This window comes from Pseudomonas panipatensis (assembly GCF_900099785.1).
Taxonomy (GTDB): Bacteria; Pseudomonadota; Gammaproteobacteria; order Pseudomonadales; family Pseudomonadaceae; genus Pseudomonas; species Pseudomonas panipatensis.
The window spans coordinates 23,613-38,143 of sequence record NZ_FNDS01000008.1 but is presented as its reverse complement, the minus strand read 5'-3'; the positions used below and the strand labels follow the sequence as shown (position 1 = coordinate 38,143).

15 protein-coding genes are annotated in these 14,531 nt (G+C 66.4%); 9 read left to right on the top strand and 6 right to left on the bottom strand.

Features of this window, described 5'->3' with window-relative positions; all coding sequences use genetic code 11:
- Positions 1–18 precede the first annotated feature (18 nt).
- From BLQ74_RS18520 to BLQ74_RS18495, 6 genes are all read left to right on the top strand, one after another.
- A complete protein-coding gene (locus tag BLQ74_RS18520) occupies positions 19–882 on the top strand; it encodes a YicC/YloC family endoribonuclease (protein ID WP_090264884.1) in 864 nt (287 codons plus the stop codon).
- 47 nt (positions 883–929) lie between these two features.
- Complete coding sequence (gene gmk / locus BLQ74_RS18515; RefSeq protein WP_090264882.1) at positions 930–1,550, top strand: guanylate kinase; 621 nt, start codon at positions 930–932, stop codon at positions 1,548–1,550.
- A gap of 89 nt (positions 1,551–1,639) precedes the next feature.
- On the top strand, positions 1,640–1,906 hold the full coding sequence (gene rpoZ / locus BLQ74_RS18510; RefSeq protein ID WP_090264879.1) for a DNA-directed RNA polymerase subunit omega: 267 nt from the start codon (positions 1,640–1,642) through the stop codon (positions 1,904–1,906).
- 54 nt (positions 1,907–1,960) lie between these two features.
- Positions 1,961–4,069 carry a bifunctional GTP diphosphokinase/guanosine-3',5'-bis pyrophosphate 3'-pyrophosphohydrolase gene (spoT, locus tag BLQ74_RS18505; RefSeq protein ID WP_090264877.1) on the top strand — a complete coding sequence of 703 codons (2,109 nt, stop codon included), beginning with the start codon at positions 1,961–1,963 and terminating at the stop codon, positions 4,067–4,069.
- A gap of 25 nt (positions 4,070–4,094) precedes the next feature.
- Positions 4,095–4,475, top strand: a complete 381-nt coding sequence (locus BLQ74_RS18500) for a RidA family protein (RefSeq protein WP_090264875.1) — start codon at positions 4,095–4,097, stop codon at positions 4,473–4,475.
- A 76-nt stretch (positions 4,476–4,551) separates the two neighbouring features.
- Complete coding sequence (locus tag BLQ74_RS18495) at positions 4,552–5,292, top strand: hypothetical protein (RefSeq protein ID WP_090264873.1); 741 nt, start codon at positions 4,552–4,554, stop codon at positions 5,290–5,292.
- Positions 5,293–5,317: 25 nt separating this feature from the next.
- On the opposite strand, the gene BLQ74_RS18490 is transcribed toward BLQ74_RS18495, so the two are convergent.
- The 3 genes from BLQ74_RS18490 to BLQ74_RS18480 form a co-directional block, all read right to left on the bottom strand.
- Positions 5,318–5,941, bottom strand: a complete 624-nt coding sequence (locus BLQ74_RS18490; RefSeq protein ID WP_090264871.1) for a LysE family translocator — start codon at positions 5,939–5,941, stop codon at positions 5,318–5,320.
- A 66-nt stretch (positions 5,942–6,007) separates the two neighbouring features.
- Positions 6,008–6,808 carry a helix-turn-helix transcriptional regulator gene (locus BLQ74_RS18485; protein WP_090264869.1) on the bottom strand — a complete coding sequence of 267 codons (801 nt, stop codon included), beginning with the start codon at positions 6,806–6,808 and terminating at the stop codon, positions 6,008–6,010.
- 1 nt (position 6,809) lies between these two features.
- Positions 6,810–7,667, bottom strand: a complete 858-nt coding sequence (locus BLQ74_RS18480) for an NAD-dependent epimerase/dehydratase family protein (protein ID WP_090264867.1) — start codon at positions 7,665–7,667, stop codon at positions 6,810–6,812.
- A gap of 95 nt (positions 7,668–7,762) precedes the next feature.
- Between BLQ74_RS18480 and BLQ74_RS18475 the strand changes: the two genes are divergently transcribed.
- The 3 genes from BLQ74_RS18475 to BLQ74_RS18465 all read left to right on the top strand — a co-directional run bounded on the left by BLQ74_RS18475 (position 7,763) and on the right by BLQ74_RS18465 (position 12,258).
- On the top strand, positions 7,763–8,695 hold the full coding sequence (locus tag BLQ74_RS18475) for a hydrogen peroxide-inducible genes activator (protein WP_090264865.1): 933 nt from the start codon (positions 7,763–7,765) through the stop codon (positions 8,693–8,695).
- Complete coding sequence (gene recG, locus BLQ74_RS18470) at positions 8,692–10,767, top strand: ATP-dependent DNA helicase RecG (protein ID WP_090264863.1); 2,076 nt, start codon at positions 8,692–8,694, stop codon at positions 10,765–10,767. Before BLQ74_RS18475 ends, recG begins: the two co-directional genes overlap by 4 nt.
- A 90-nt stretch (positions 10,768–10,857) precedes the next feature.
- Entirely contained in the window at positions 10,858–12,258 is a 1,401-nt protein-coding gene (locus tag BLQ74_RS18465) for an aminoacyl-tRNA deacylase and HDOD domain-containing protein (protein ID WP_090264861.1), read from the top strand.
- 89 nt (positions 12,259–12,347) lie between these two features.
- Here the strand turns inward: BLQ74_RS18465 and BLQ74_RS18460 are convergent, their stop codons facing one another.
- From BLQ74_RS18460 to BLQ74_RS18450, 3 genes are all read right to left on the bottom strand, one after another.
- Positions 12,348–12,746, bottom strand: a complete 399-nt coding sequence (locus BLQ74_RS18460; protein ID WP_090264858.1) for a helicase — start codon at positions 12,744–12,746, stop codon at positions 12,348–12,350.
- A 133-nt stretch (positions 12,747–12,879) separates the two neighbouring features.
- Positions 12,880–13,152: an HU family DNA-binding protein gene (locus tag BLQ74_RS18455; RefSeq protein WP_009614168.1), complete on the bottom strand. Its 273-nt coding sequence runs from the start codon at positions 13,150–13,152 to the stop codon at positions 12,880–12,882.
- A gap of 197 nt (positions 13,153–13,349) precedes the next feature.
- Positions 13,350–14,504, bottom strand: a complete 1,155-nt coding sequence (locus tag BLQ74_RS18450) for an NAD(P)/FAD-dependent oxidoreductase (protein ID WP_090264856.1) — start codon at positions 14,502–14,504, stop codon at positions 13,350–13,352.
- Positions 14,505–14,531: the final 27 nt, after the last annotated feature.

Sequence of the window (14,531 nt, the reverse complement as noted above, 5' to 3'; positions counted from 1 at the left end):
CCACAGTGAGGTAGCCCCATGGTGCACAGCATGACCGCCTTCGCCCGTATCGAGCGGGTCGGGACCAATGGCACCCTGAGCTGGGAGCTGCGCTCGGTCAACCACCGCTACCTGGAGCCAAACCTGCGCCTGCCGGAAACCTTCCGCGACCTCGAAGGCGCGGTGCGCGAAGGCCTGCGCCAGGGTCTCTCGCGCGGCAAGGTGGAATGCACCCTGCGCTTCATCGAGGACACCGCCGGCAAGCCGCTGCAGGTCGACCGCGAGCGCGCCGCGCAACTGGTCGCTGCCGCCGAAGGCGTAGCCGCGCTGATCAAGCAACCCGCGCCCCTCGACCCACTGGCCGTCCTGGCCTGGCCGGGTGTGCTGGTGGGCGATGCCGCCGATCCGCAAGCGCTCAACGCCAACGCCATGGCCGCTTTCGGCCAGGCCTTGGAAGAACTCAAGGCCGGGCGCGCTCGGGAAGGTGCGGAACTGGCGCGAATCATCAATGAGCGCCTGGATGCCATGCAGGACGAAGTGACCCAGCTGCGCGAACTGGTGCCGCAAATGCTCGGCAATCAGCGGCAGAAGATCCTCGACCGCTTCGCCGAGCTGAAGCTGGAAGCCGACCCGCAACGCCTGGAGCAGGAATTGGTCCTGCTGGCCCAGAAGAGCGACGTGGCCGAAGAACTCGACCGCCTGAGCACCCATATCGCCGAGGTGCGCCGCGTGCTCAAGGCCGGTGGTGCCGCAGGGCGCCGTCTGGACTTCCTCATGCAGGAACTCAACCGCGAAGCCAACACCCTGGGCTCCAAGGCCTTCGACCCGCGCTCGACCCAGGCCGCAGTCAATCTCAAGGTCCTGATCGAGCAGATGCGCGAACAGGTCCAGAATATCGAATAAGGCCGGCCATCCGCCGACCCTCAACTTTACAAGCCCAGGAATCCGCCATGTCCGGCACCCTGTACATCGTTTCCGCGCCATCCGGCGCCGGCAAGACCAGCCTGGTGAAGTCCCTGCTCGAGGCCATGCCCAGCGTGCGTGTCTCGGTCTCGCATACCACTCGCGGCATGCGTCCGGGCGAAGTGGACGGGTTCAACTACCACTTCGTCGGTCGCGAAACCTTCAGCGCCATGCTCGAGCGCGACGAGTTCCTCGAACACGCCGAGGTGTTCGGCAACCTCTACGGCACCTCGCAGCGCTGGGTCGAGAAGACCCTGAGCGAAGGGTTCGACCTGATCCTCGAGATCGACTGGCAAGGCGCCCAGCAAGTGCGCCGCCTGATGCCCGAGGCACAGTCGATCTTCATCCTGCCGCCGAGCCAGGAGGCCCTGCGCCAGCGCCTGACCAACCGTGGCCAGGACAGCGATGAAATCATCGAGCGGCGCATGCGCGAAGCGGTCAGCGAAATGAGCCACTATGTCGAATACGATCACCTGGTGATCAATGACGATTTCGCCCACGCGCTGGAAGACCTCAAGGCGATCTTCCGGGCCCGCCAGCTGCGCCAGGACGCGCAACAGGTGCGTCACGCCCAATTGCTGATGCAGCTTCTGGAGCCGTCGGCATAACAAACGGCTCTTCCATAAAGATTGGCGATTTTTTAGACTACTCAGTCCGCCCGGTGCTCCGGGCTCCATTTTTCGTAACGAGGAACACCATGGCCCGCGTCACCGTCGAAGACTGCCTGGACAACGTCGATAACCGTTTCGAACTGGTCATGCTCGCTACCAAGCGCGCGCGCCAGCTGGCCACCGGTGGCAAAGAGCCGAAGGTCGCCTGGGAAAACGACAAGCCCACCGTCGTCGCCCTGCGTGAAATCGCCTCCGGCCTGGTCGATGCTGAAGTCGTTCAGCAGGAGGACGTGGTTGAAGATGAACCGCTGTTCGCCGCCTTCGAAGACGAGGCCAACAACGAGGCCCTGTAAGTCGATGTCCGGCCGACGACCACAGGCGCCGTCCACTCGGCAGGGGGTGCAACCTTGCCGAGCATAGACGCCTTCGCCGACCGGCTTTCGAGCTATCTCGGCCCGGATCAGGTCAACCTGGTCCGGCGCGCCTACTACTACGCCGAGCAGGCCCACGACGGCCAGCGCCGCCGCAGCGGCGAGGCCTACGTCACCCATCCGCTCGCCGTCGCCAATATCCTCGCCGACATGCACATGGACCATCAGAGCCTGATGGCGGCCATGCTGCACGACGTGATCGAGGACACCGGCATCGCCAAGGAAGCGCTCACCGCCCAGTTCGGCGAGACCGTCGCGGAGCTGGTGGACGGGGTCAGCAAGCTGACCCAGATGAATTTCGAGTCCAAGGCCGAGGCGCAGGCCGAGAACTTCCAGAAGATGGCCATGGCCATGGCCCGCGACATCCGCGTGATCCTGGTCAAGCTGGCCGACCGCCTGCACAACATGCGCACCCTGGAAGTGCTGTCCGGCGAGAAGCGCCGGCGCATCGCCAAGGAAACCCTGGAAATCTACGCGCCCATCGCCAACCGCCTGGGCATGCACAGCATGCGCGTGGAGTTCGAGGACCTCGGCTTCAAGGCCATGCACCCGATGCGCTCCGAACGCATCCGCCAGGCGGTCAAGAAAGCCCGCGGCAATCGCCGCGAGATCGTCGGCAAGATTCAGGAATCGCTGGTCAACTGCCTTGGCCGCGAAGGCATGGAAGGCCAGGTGCTGGGCCGCGAGAAACACCTTTTCAGCATCTACAAGAAGATGCGCGGCAAGCGTAAGGCGTTCAACGAGATCATGGACGTCTACGCCTTCCGCATCATCGTCGACAAGGTCGACACCTGTTACCGCGTGCTCGGCGCCGTGCATAACCTGTACAAGCCGTTCCCGGGGCGCTTCAAGGACTACATCGCGATTCCCAAGGCCAACGGCTACCAATCGCTGCATACCACGCTGTTCGGCATGCACGGGGTGCCCATCGAAATCCAGATCCGCACCCGCGAAATGGAAGAGATGGCGAACCACGGCATCGCTGCGCACTGGCTGTACAAGTCCGACGAGGAAGAGGCCCAGAAGGGCACCCACGCCCGCGCCCGCCAATGGGTGAAGGGCATCCTCGAACTGCAGCAACGCGCGGGCAACTCCCTCGAATTCATCGAGAACGTGAAGATCGACCTGTTCCCGGACGAGGTCTACGTGTTCACGCCCAAGGGCCGCATCATGGAGCTGCCCAAAGGCTCCACGGCGGTCGACTTCGCCTATGCCGTGCACACCGACGTCGGCAACAGTTGCATCGCCTGCCGCATCAACCGCCGCTTGGCGCCGCTGTCCGAACCGCTGCAGAGCGGCCAGACGGTGGAAATCGTCACCGCCCCGGGCACCCGGCCGAATCCGGCGTGGCTGAGTTTCGTGGTCACCGGCAAGGCGCGGACGCACATCCGCCACGCACTCAAGCTGCAGCGTCGCTCCGAGTCGATCAACCTCGGCGAACGCCTGTTGAACAAGACCCTGGCCGGCTTCGACAGCCACCTGGAAAAGATTCCCGCCGAACGTATCCAGGGCGTGCTCACCGAGTACCGCATGGAAGTCTTCGAGGACCTGCTGGAAGAGATCGGCCTGGGCAACCGCATGGCCTACGTGGTGGCGCGCCGCCTGCTGTCCAGCGACGGCGAGGCCGCGCCCAACGCCGAAGGGCCGCTGGCGATCCGCGGCACCGAAGGCCTGGTGCTCAGCTACGCGAAGTGCTGCACGCCGATTCCCGGCGATCCCATCGTCGGCCACCTGTCGGCCGGCAAGGGCATGGTGGTGCACCTGGAAAGCTGCAAGAACATCAGCGAAGTCCGCCACAACCCGGAAAAATGCATCCAGCTCAGTTGGGCCAAGGACGTCACCGGCGAATTCAACGTCGAGCTACGCGTGGAACTGGAGCACCAGCGCGGCCTGATCGCCCTGCTGGCGACCAGCGTCAACGCTGCCGACGGCAACATCGAGAAGATCGGCATGGACGAGCGCGATGGCCGCATCAGCGTGGTCCAGTTGGTCGTCAGCGTGCATGACCGCGTGCACCTGGCCCGTGTCATCAAGAAGCTGCGCGCCCTCAAGGGGGTGATCCGCATCACCCGCGTGCGTAGCTGATCCCACCCATCGGCAAGGAGTCGACATGAGCAAGACCGTTATCCACACCGACAAAGCCCCGGCAGCCATCGGTACCTACTCCCAGGCGATCAAGGCCGGCAACACCGTCTACGTTTCCGGGCAAATCCCGCTGGACCCGAAAACCATGGAACTGGTCGAGGGCTTCGAGGAGCAGACCGTACAGGTGTTCGAGAACCTCAAGGCGGTGATCGAGGCCTCCGGCGGTTACCTCGGCGACGTGGTCAAGCTGAACATCTTCCTCACCGACCTGTCGCACTTCGCCAAGGTCAACGAAGTCATGGGCCGCTACTTCACCCAGCCCTACCCGGCGCGTGCCGCCATCGGCGTGGCCGCCCTGCCGAAGGGCGCCCAGGTCGAAATGGACGCCATCGTCGTCCTCGAGTAAGCCTTACCTCCCGAACGGGGCCTTCGCGGCCCCGTTCGCTTTTTCCCGTAGAAGAAGTCCGCAAGGAGCAATCTGCATGCGTCGTGCCCTCATCCTGAGCGCTCTGCTCGGCCTGCTGACCGGCTGCGCCGGCACCCCGCCCGATCCGTCCGGCGTCTGGATCAACCAGGCAGCCATCGACGCCGCCAGCAAGAGCGGCAAACTGCGCGAAGCACTGCTCGCCTACGGCCCCAACCTGGAATGGCGCCTGGACAGCAAGGCGCAGAAGGCCAGCTTCAGCAACGGTTTCGAACTCGGCGAAGGCCAGTTGAGCCACGACCCGAACGACAAGAAGCACTGGCAGGTCGCCTTCTACGGCAGCAAGCAGGAAACCCTGGCCGTCGACGGCAAGCAACTGCTGCAGACCGCCAGCGAAAACTGGCCGGAGCAACGCTTCAGCCGACCGCAGGAAACGCCCACGGCCCAGGCGCCGGCCGGCGCCAGCTTCCAGCATGCGCTCTACGGCGCCTTCCTCAAGGGCACCTGGATCATCAAGGAAGGCCAGGGGCAGGGCAGCAAGGTGAGCTTCCAGCCCGACGGCCGCCTCGACGGCATGCCCAATGCCGAACGTTACGCCCTGTGCCTGGCTGGCGACTGCGCGGCCATGAGCGGCGACAACGACAGCATCTGGCTGCAACAGGGCCGCCAGGGACGCGAATACCTGTTCCAGCGCAACGACGACAAGCTGGAGCTGTTCGAAGCAGTGAACCGTGCGCAGAGCGACGAAATGCCCGAATACAACCCGGGCCGGCGCGTCTGGCTGCTCGAGCGCGACTGACCAGCCACCGACGGGGTGAGCCTGGTCAGGCCAGGCCCACCCACAACAGCCAGCCGCCCAACCCCAGCAGCAGGCCGCCACACAGCCGGTCCAGCGTCCGCACCCGGCGCTGCAGCCAGCCGCGCCAACGGTGGCGATCGAGCAGGCGCACCAGCGCCATGTCCCACCCCAGCACCACCGCGCCCATCCACAGCACGCAGACCGCCAACGCCCAGGCCGGCAGTTGGAAATGCCCGAGCGCGCCGAACAGGCCGGTGTAGAAGATCGGCAGCTTGGGATTCAGGCTGCTGGCGAGGAAGCCCTCGCGCAAACCACGGTAAAAACCACCCGCGCGCCGCGCGCCAGTCTCGACGGGAATTTCCAGCTCACGGCGCGCCAGCAGCGCCTGGCTGCCCAACCAGACGAAATAGACTCCGCCGAGCACCTGCACCACGCGCAAGCCGTGCCGCGCCAGCTCCGGCAGCAAACCGAGAACGAACAGCACCAGGCCCATGCTCGCCAGGTTGGCCAGGGCGATGCCGGCCGCGCAGCCATCGGCGTGACGGCGACCGCGCAACAGCGCGGCGCGAATCAACAGAAAGAAGTCCGGCCCCGGCGACAGCAGGGCGGCGAAATGAGTGCTGGCGACCAGCGCGAAGGCGGCGAACATGAAGATCTCCCGGCGGATGGGAGCGACAGTCTGCTGGGCCCGATGTGGCGTGGTCTTGGAAGAAACTCAGGTGCGCGTGGCGTTCCTGAAGCGCCCCGGCGTGACGCCGGTGAAGCGGCGGAAGGTCGTGGAAAAGTGCGCCTGGTCGTAGAAGCCCAGGTCCAGCGCCACGTCCAGCGGCGCCTCGCCCGCCACCAGCCGACGCTTGGCCTCGCGCACGCGGCGTTGCAGCAGGTAGGTGTGCGGCGGCACGCCATAGGCGCGGCGGAAGCTATCGATCAGGTGCCGTGGATGGCGATCCAGCAATGCCGCCAGCTGTTCCAGGCTGACCGCCTCGCGGTAATGCGCCTCCAGGAAGTCGCGCAGGCGCGCGGTCACACCGCCGTCGCGCTGGGCCGGCGCCGCCGGGCGCAGGCCGCCGTGGCGCACGAACACCAGTTCGAGCAGCGCCAGCAGCTCGCTTTCCAGCACCAGGGCGTCGTCGCGCTCGAACTCCGCGGCCAGGCGCGCCAGGCTGGCGGCCACCTGGCCATCGTCGCTCGGATTCAACGCCAGGAAGCCGCGTGGCAATTGCTTGCGCCCGAGCAGTGCGGGCAGGCGGCTCTCCTCGACATAGAGCATGCGATAGACCAGCCGCTCCGACTCGGCATGGCCGGTGTGCGGCTCCTCCGGGTTCATCAGTGACAGGGTGCCGGCCGGCAGCACATGGCGGGCCCCACGGCACTGGTAGCCACCGGCGCCGTGGAGGATGGCGCCGATGGCGAAGGCGTCATGGCTGTGGCGGCCGAACGGCTGCCCGGAGAAGTCCGCATGGAACAACTCCACACCCGGCAGCCAGGCGCGCGCCAGCAGCCGATTGGCATCCATCTCAGGCGTCCTGGCCGGCGAGGATGGCGGCGTAGCCTTCGCGGTAACTGGGGTAGCGCGGAACCCAGCCGAGGGCGCGGGCGCGCGCGTTGCTGCAACGCTTGCTGCCGGCGCGGCGCACGCTCTGCTGCTCGGACCAGTGCTCGACGCCCAGGCGTTGGCGCAGCCAGGCCACCACCTCGGCCAATGGCGCCGGCTCGTCATCCACGCCCAGGTAACAGTCCTCCAGCGTCTGGCCGGCGGCATCGGCCTGCAGCAGGCAGGCGAGCAATCCAGCGGCGTCTTCGGCGTGGATGCGGTTGCCGTACAACGGCGGCTCGCTGGCCACGCGGTAGCCTTGGCGCACCTGATTGAGCAGCCATTCGCGGCCAGGGCCGTAGATGCCGGTCAGGCGCACCACGCTGGCCGGAATGCCGCTGGCCAGCGCCAGGCGCTCGGCCTCGCGCATGATGCGCCCGGAATAGCTCTGCGCCTCGGCCGGCGACGTCTCGTCGATCCATTCGCCCTGCTGCTGCGCATAGACCCCGCTGCTGGAGACGAACAGCAGGCGCTTTGGGCGCTGGCCGCGCTGCGCCAGCCAGCCCAGGCAATGCCGCAAGCCTTCGACATAGGTCGCCCGGTAGCCGGCTTCATCGTGCTGACTCGCGGCGGCGCTGAACACCAGGTAATCCAATTCGCCCTGCGGCCAGGCCGCGGGGCAGCGCTCGGCGCCAAGGTCAGCGGCGACGGGAAGCAGCGTCGCGGGCAAGGCACTGACGTCACGGCGCAGGCCATGGACCGTCCAGCCCTGCGCGCTGAGCTGGCGACCCAGGCGGCTGCCGACATCGCCACAACCGACGATCATGAGACTCGGGGTCATCTTCGACTCCTGAAAGGCAAGGTCCGCGAGTTTAGCGCGGTTGGTTCGCAACGACGCAGCCGCTATGCTTGGCCCAACTCAACGGATTAGTCGCCATGACCCTCACCGAACTGCGCTACATCGTCACGCTCGCCCAGGAGCAGCACTTCGGCCGCGCCGCCGAGCGCTGCCACGTCAGCCAGCCGACTCTGTCGGTCGGCGTGAAGAAGCTCGAGGATGAGCTTGGCGTACTGATCTTCGAGCGCAGCAAGAGCGCGGTCCGCCTGACGCCGGTCGGCGAAGGCATAGTCGCGCAGGCGCAGAAGGTGCTGGAGCAGGCCCAGGGCATTCGCGAGCTGGCCCAGGCCGGCAAGAACCAACTGACGTCGCCACTCAAAGTCGGCGCCATCTACACCATCGGCCCCTACCTGTTCCCGCACCTGATCCCCCAGCTGCACCGGGTGGCGCCACAGATGCCGCTGTACATCGAGGAGAACTTCACCCACATCCTCCGCGACAAGCTGCGCACCGGCGAGCTGGACGCGATCATCATCGCCCTGCCCTTCCAGGAAGCCGATGTCCTGACCCTGCCGCTGTTCGACGAGCCGTTCTACGTGCTGATGCCCGCCGGCCATGCGTGGACGACGAAAACCAGCATCGACGCGGAAATGCTCAACGACAAGAGCCTGCTGCTGCTCGGCGAGGGCCACTGCTTCCGCGACCAGGTGCTGGAAGCCTGCCCGACCGTGCGCAAGGGCGACGAGAACAAGCACACCACGGTGGAATCCAGCTCGCTGGAAACCATCCGCCACATGGTCGCCTCCGGCCTCGGCGTATCGGTGCTGCCGTTCTCCGCCGTGGAAAGCCACCACTACGCCCCCGGCGTGCTGGAAGTCCGCCCCTTCACCGCCCCGGTGCCGTTCCGCACCGTGGCCATCGCCTGGCGCGCCAGCTTCCCGCGGCCACGGGCCATCGAAGTGCTGGCCGACTCCATCCGCCTCTGTTCGGTCGCCAAGCCGACAGCCAAGGGTGAAGCCGAACCGGCATGACCGAGCTGGCCAAGGTTCCGGTCACGGCGCTCAAGGGGGTCGGCGCCGCGCTGGAGGAGAAGCTCGCGCGGGTCGGCCTGGAGAACCTCCAGGACATCCTCTTCCACCTGCCGCTGCGCTATCAGGACCGCACCCGCGTGATCCCCATCGGCGCCTTGCGTCCGGGCCAGGACGCGGTGATCGAGGGCGTGGTCTCCGGCGCCGATGTGGTCATGGGCAAGCGCCGCAGCCTGCTGGTGCGCCTGCAGGACGGCAGCGGCACCCTGAACCTGCGCTTCTACCATTTCAGCCAGGCGCAGAAGGACGGTCTCAAGCGCGGCACCCACCTGCGCTGCTACGGCGAAGCCCGCCCCGGCGCCTCGGGCCTGGAGATCTACCACCCGGAATACCGCGCGCTGAACGATGCCACGCCGGCCCCGGTAGAGCAGACCCTGACGCCCATCTACCCGACCACCGAAGGCCTCACCCAGCAGCGCTTGCGCCAGCTCAGCCAGCAGGCCCTGGCACGCCTGGGACCGAACAGCCTGCCGGACTGGCTGCCTGCGGAACTGGCCCGCGACTACCAGCTCGGGCCACTCGACGAAGCCATCCGCTACCTGCACCGGCCACCGCCGGACGCCGACCTGGAAGAACTCGCCGAAGGCCGTCACTGGGCGCAGCATCGCCTGGTCTTCGAGGAACTGCTGACCCACCAGCTCTCGCTGCAACGCCTGCGCGAAAGCCTGCGCGCCCAGCAGGCGCCGCAATTGCCGCCGGCACGGAAGCTGCCGCAACGCTTCCTGAAGAACCTGGGATTCGCCCCCACGGGCGCGCAGCAGCGCGTCGGCGCCGAGATCGCCTACGACCTGGCCCAGCCCGAACCCATGCTGCGCCTGGTGCAGGGCGACGTCGGCGCCGGCAAGACGGTGGTCGCCGCCCTCGCCGCGCTACAGGCCCTGGAAGCCGGTTACCAGGTGGCGCTGATGGCGCCCACGGAAATCCTCGCCGAGCAGCACTTCCTCAACTTCAGCAAATGGCTGGAGCCGCTGGGCATCGAGGTCGCCTGGCTGGCCGGCAAGCTCAAGGGCAAGGCGCGCAGCGCCGCGCTGGAGAAGATCGCCGACGGCATGCCCATGGTGGTCGGCACCCATGCGCTGTTCCAGGATGAAGTGAAGTTCAAGCGCCTGGCCCTGGTGATCATCGACGAGCAGCACCGCTTCGGCGTGCAGCAACGCCTGGCGCTGCGCCAGAAGGGTGTCGACGGTCGGCTCTGCCCGCACCAGTTGATCATGACCGCCACGCCCATTCCGCGCACGCTGGCGATGAGCGCCTACGCCGACCTGGACACCTCGATCCTCGATGAGCTGCCGCCAGGGCGCACCCCGGTGAATACCGTGCTGGTCGCCGATAGCCGCCGCATCGAGGTGATCGAACGGGTGCGCGCCGCCTGCCAGGAAGGACGCCAGGCCTATTGGGTGTGCACGCTGATCGAGGAGTCCGAGGAACTGACCTGCCAGGCGGCGGAAACCACCTACGAAGAACTCTCCTCGGCCCTCGGCGAACTGCGCGTGGGCCTGATCCACGGGCGCATGAAGGCGGCGGACAAGGCCGTGGTCATGCAGGCGTTCAAGGAAGGCCTGCTGCAATTGCTGGTGGCGACCACGGTGATCGAGGTCGGCGTCGACGTACCCAACGCCAGCCTGATGATCATCGAGAACCCCGAACGCCTCGGCCTGGCGCAGTTGCACCAGCTGCGCGGCCGGGTCGGCCGTGGCAGCGCCGCCAGCCACTGTGTGCTGCTCTACCACCCGCCGCTGTCGCACATCGGGCGCGAGCGGCTGGCGATCATGCGCGAGACCTGCGACGGCTTCGTCATCGCCGAGCGCGACCTGGAGCTGCGCGGCCCCGGCGAGATGCTCGGCACCCGGCAAACCGGCCTGCTGCAATTCAAGGTCGCCGACCTGATGCGCGATGCCGATCTGCTGCCCGCCGTGCGCGACGCCGCCCAGGCACTGCTGGCGCGCTGGCCGCAACATGTCAGCCCACTGCTGGCGCGCTGGCTGCGCCATGGCCAGCAATACGGCCAAGTGTGATCTGGTTCTCTTTCATTGGTCGGCTGACCGGACAGTCGCTGAAAACGACTGGTTATACTCGCGTGAGCCGTTGATAACTGGATCACAAATATGAGCAACGCTGCACTCGCCGAAGCCCTCCCCGCCCCCTCGGTCATTCTCCAGTTGCTCGCCAAGCTCGGCATCGCCTGCCGCGAGGTGAGCGAAAACCTGGCATTGCCGGCTGCCCGGCGCGTGCAAGCCAGCCTGCTGGAAGACAGCGTCGGCACCTTGCTGGTGCTCTTCCCGCAAAGCCAGTTGCTGGATCTCAACCGCCTCACCGAACTCACCGGGCGCAAACTGGTGGCGGTCAAAGCGGATCGCCTCGAACGCATGCTCGGCAAGCATCGGCTGACGCGCCTGCCGGCCCTGCCGCCGCTGACCAGCTCGCCCTGCCTGTATGACGAACGCCTGCTGCAGGAAGCCCAGCTGCTGATCGAATCCGGCAATCCCGGCACCCTGCTGGAAATCGCCGGCAGCGACTTCCGCCGCCTGCTGGAGAAAGCCAGCGCCGCGCGTTTCGGCGTGCCGCTGGAACAGATCCGCCCGAACCTCGATCGTCCCGACGACGACAGCGCCGAGATCACCCAGGCGGTCAAGGCCTTCACCGCGCGGCGCATCCAGCAACGCCTGGAAGAAACCATCGAGATTCCGCCGCTGCCGGAAACCGCACAGAAAATCATCAAGCTGCGCGTCGATCCCAACGCCACCGTGGAAGACATCACCGGGGTGGTCGAGACCGACCCGGCGCTGGCCGCACAGGTGGTCAGCTGGGCCGCATCGCCCTACTACGCCGCACCGGGCAAGATTCGCTCGGTGGAAGACGCCATCGTCCGCGTGCTCGGCTTCGACCTGGTGATCAACCTCGCCCTCGGCCTGGCGCTGGGCAAGACCCTGAGCCTGCCCAAGGACCAGCCGCAGCACGCCACGCCCTATTGGCAGCAGGCGATCTACACCGCCGCGGTGATCGAAGGCCTGACCCGCGCGATTCCACGCACCGAGCGCCCGGAAGCCGGCCTGACCTACCTCGGCGGCCTGCTCCACAGCATCGGTTACCTGGTCCTCGCGCACATCTTCCCGCCGCACTTCTCGCTGATCTGCCGGCACTTGGAAGTGAACCCGCACGTGCAGCACAACCTGGTCGAACAACACCTGCTGGGTATCACCCGCGATCAGATCGGCGCCTGGCTGATGCGTACCTGGGACATGCCGGAAGAGATCTACACCGCCCTGCGCTTCCAGCACGACCCCGACTACGCGGGCAGCAACGCCAGCTATGCCAACCTGATCTGCCTGGCCAACGGCCTGCTTCGCCAGAACGGCATCGGCAGCGGTCCCCAGGAGGAAGTGCCACAGGCCCTGCTGGATCGCCTGGACATCCCGCGCGACAAGGCGGAAGACGCCGTGCGCAAGGTGCTGGATGCCGAAGCCGCCCTGCGCGAACTGGCGTTACAGATGAACCCGCCGCACTGAGCCGGCAGCGCGCCCCAGCGAATCACGGCCCATGAAAAACGCCGCTTCCCTCACCGGGAAGCGGCGTTTTCGTTGATGCCCTGGCGCTTTCAGGCCGCTTCTTTGCGGTCCTTTGGCGCGGACTTCTTCGGCTTCAGGTATTTCACCAGGCCCTGGAACCAGATCACCAGCGCCGGATTGCCCTGGATCTGGATGTCCTTGTTCTGGATGCCCTGCATGAAGGCCAGTTGCGCGTTCTTCGCGGTCAGGGTGGCGAATCCGTAGGCGCCATCCTTGAAGCCGATGGCGAACGCCGGCTGCGGGTGGACGCCACGGCGCGCGCGCACACGCTGCTCATGGACGATGTAGTGACGGGCGACCTTGCCATCCAGGCTATGCAGCTGGAACACCAGCTCCTTGCCTTCGAGCTGCTTCTGGAATGCCGGGTTGTCGCGGCTGGCCTTGGCCATCATGCGCCCAAGGAGCCAGAGGAGAAGACGGAATTTCATGCGCAAACCTCGGAGTTCGGAACAGAAGGCTGCACATTGTAGCGTCCTAACGGAAGGACTACATCCGGTCTTTTGGCGGGATTATGTAACCGGAGGATAGCCCGGAGCCTGGACCGGCTCCGGGCTGTCGAGATCAGTTGACCGCGTCTTTCAGGGCTTTGCCCGGTTTGAAGGCAACGGTATTGCTGGCCTTGATCTTGACCGGCTGGCCGGTTTGCGGGTTCTTGCCGGTACGGGCGCCACGGTGGCGCTGAATGAAGGTGCCAAAGCCTACGAGGGTGACGCTGTCCTTGCGGTTGAGCGCGCCGGTGATCTCATCCAGCAGCGCGTTCAGCACCTTGTTGGCTTGTTCTTTGGTGAGGTCGGCCTTCTCGGCGATCGCGGCGGCGAGTTCTGGTTTACGCATAAATGCCTCTTTGACGGTTTGTTGTTGTTGTGTCCGTGCTGTCTTCCCAACAGCGCCCGAAGCGCGCAGCCTTTGCCGGGCGGGCTCTAGGCTGCGGCAGACGGGAGGGAGAATGGCACGCCGCCAACGCCTACGCCAGTATCGTCTGACAATTTACAGGCCGTTTCCCACGACTAACCGGCCATGCCAGATGACATTTACGCCAGCAACGCGGGTAACTCTTTGTTAAGGGCTAGTTTTTCATTGACGGCGGCACCGGTAAGGGCATAACCGAGCAAGCGACCGGCGGTATCCCGACAGAGCACCTTGACGTCCATTCCAGAGCCTTCCACGTGCCATTCGCCCTCGCTGCCACGGGGCGGCGGCGAGACCACCAGCGGGCAGGCCGGGGTCTTCACCGTCACCGGCATCGGCCCGTAGGCGACCGCCGTCGGCTTGCCCGCCAGGGTTTGCGCCAAGGCCCGGGCACAGGCCATCAGCGGCATCACGTAGAGCAGATTGAGCCCCGCCACCTCGGCGCAGTCGCCCAGGGCATAGATATTGGCGTGGGAGGTGCGCAGTTCGCGGTTCACCACCACGCCACGGTTCACTTCCAGGCCGGCGCCAGCAGCCAGGTCGATGCGCGGACGCAGACCGACCGCCGACACCACCAGGTCGCAGGGAATCACGCTGCCGTCGGAGAGATGCGCCTCCAGGCCATCGCCGGCGCGCACCAGGCTGGCCAGCACCGGCCCCAGGTGGAAACGCACGCCGAGACCTTCCAGTCCCGCCTGCACGGCTTGCGCCGCGGCCGGGTGCAGCAGGCCGGGCATGACCTGCTCGCAGGGCGCCACCACCTCGATCTGGTAGCCGCCGCTGGACAGGTCGTTGGCGAACTCGCAGCCGATCAGCCCGGCGCCGAGCAGCAACACGCGGCGCTTGCCGGCGGCGGCGGCGCGGAAGCGTGCGTAGTCTTCGAGGTCGTTGATCGGGAAGATGCATTCCAGGGCATCGCCCTGCACCGGCACACGAATCGGTTCGGCGCCCCAGGCCAGCACCAGGTCGCGGTAGCTGATGGATTCTTCACCGATCCAGATGCGCTTGTGCCCCGGATCGATGCCGGTGATGCGGGTGTGGGTGAGGATGCGCGCCTTGAGCTGCTCGGCCATGGCGCCCGGTTCGGCCATGGCCAGGCCGTCGGCATCCTTGTCCTTGGCGAAGCCGGTGGAGAGCATGGGCTTGGAATAGGAGCGGCCATCGTCCGCGGTGATCAGCAGCAGCGGCGTGTCGCCGTCCAGCTTGCGCCATTCGCGGGCCAGGTTGTAGCCGGCCAGGCCGGTGCCGATGATCACCAGCGGTGCGTTCTCGCTCATTGGGTTCTCCACGTCGAACGGGCGATG

What these genes read in the sequence shown, in the direction of transcription:
- BLQ74_RS18520 (WP_090264884.1), top strand. Translation starts at nt 19, where the DNA reads ATGGTGCACAGCATGACCGCCTTCGCCCGTATCGAGCGGGTCGGGACC.
- gmk (WP_090264882.1), top strand. Translation starts at nt 930, where the DNA reads ATGTCCGGCACCCTGTACATCGTTTCCGCGCCATCCGGCGCCGGCAAG.
- rpoZ (WP_090264879.1), top strand. Translation starts at nt 1,640, where the DNA reads ATGGCCCGCGTCACCGTCGAAGACTGCCTGGACAACGTCGATAACCGT.
- BLQ74_RS18500 (WP_090264875.1), top strand. Translation starts at nt 4,095, where the DNA reads ATGAGCAAGACCGTTATCCACACCGACAAAGCCCCGGCAGCCATCGGT.
- BLQ74_RS18495 (WP_090264873.1), top strand. Translation starts at nt 4,552, where the DNA reads ATGCGTCGTGCCCTCATCCTGAGCGCTCTGCTCGGCCTGCTGACCGGC.
- BLQ74_RS18490 (WP_090264871.1), bottom strand. Translation starts at nt 5,941, where the DNA reads ATGTTCGCCGCCTTCGCGCTGGTCGCCAGCACTCATTTCGCCGCCCTG.
- BLQ74_RS18485 (WP_090264869.1), bottom strand. Translation starts at nt 6,808, where the DNA reads ATGGATGCCAATCGGCTGCTGGCGCGCGCCTGGCTGCCGGGTGTGGAG.
- BLQ74_RS18480 (WP_090264867.1), bottom strand. Translation starts at nt 7,667, where the DNA reads ATGACCCCGAGTCTCATGATCGTCGGTTGTGGCGATGTCGGCAGCCGC.
- BLQ74_RS18475 (WP_090264865.1), top strand. Translation starts at nt 7,763, where the DNA reads ATGACCCTCACCGAACTGCGCTACATCGTCACGCTCGCCCAGGAGCAG.
- recG (WP_090264863.1), top strand. Translation starts at nt 8,692, where the DNA reads ATGACCGAGCTGGCCAAGGTTCCGGTCACGGCGCTCAAGGGGGTCGGC.
- BLQ74_RS18465 (WP_090264861.1), top strand. Translation starts at nt 10,858, where the DNA reads ATGAGCAACGCTGCACTCGCCGAAGCCCTCCCCGCCCCCTCGGTCATT.
- BLQ74_RS18460 (WP_090264858.1), bottom strand. Translation starts at nt 12,746, where the DNA reads ATGAAATTCCGTCTTCTCCTCTGGCTCCTTGGGCGCATGATGGCCAAG.
- BLQ74_RS18455 (WP_009614168.1), bottom strand. Translation starts at nt 13,152, where the DNA reads ATGCGTAAACCAGAACTCGCCGCCGCGATCGCCGAGAAGGCCGACCTC.
- BLQ74_RS18450 (WP_090264856.1), bottom strand. Translation starts at nt 14,504, where the DNA reads ATGAGCGAGAACGCACCGCTGGTGATCATCGGCACCGGCCTGGCCGGC.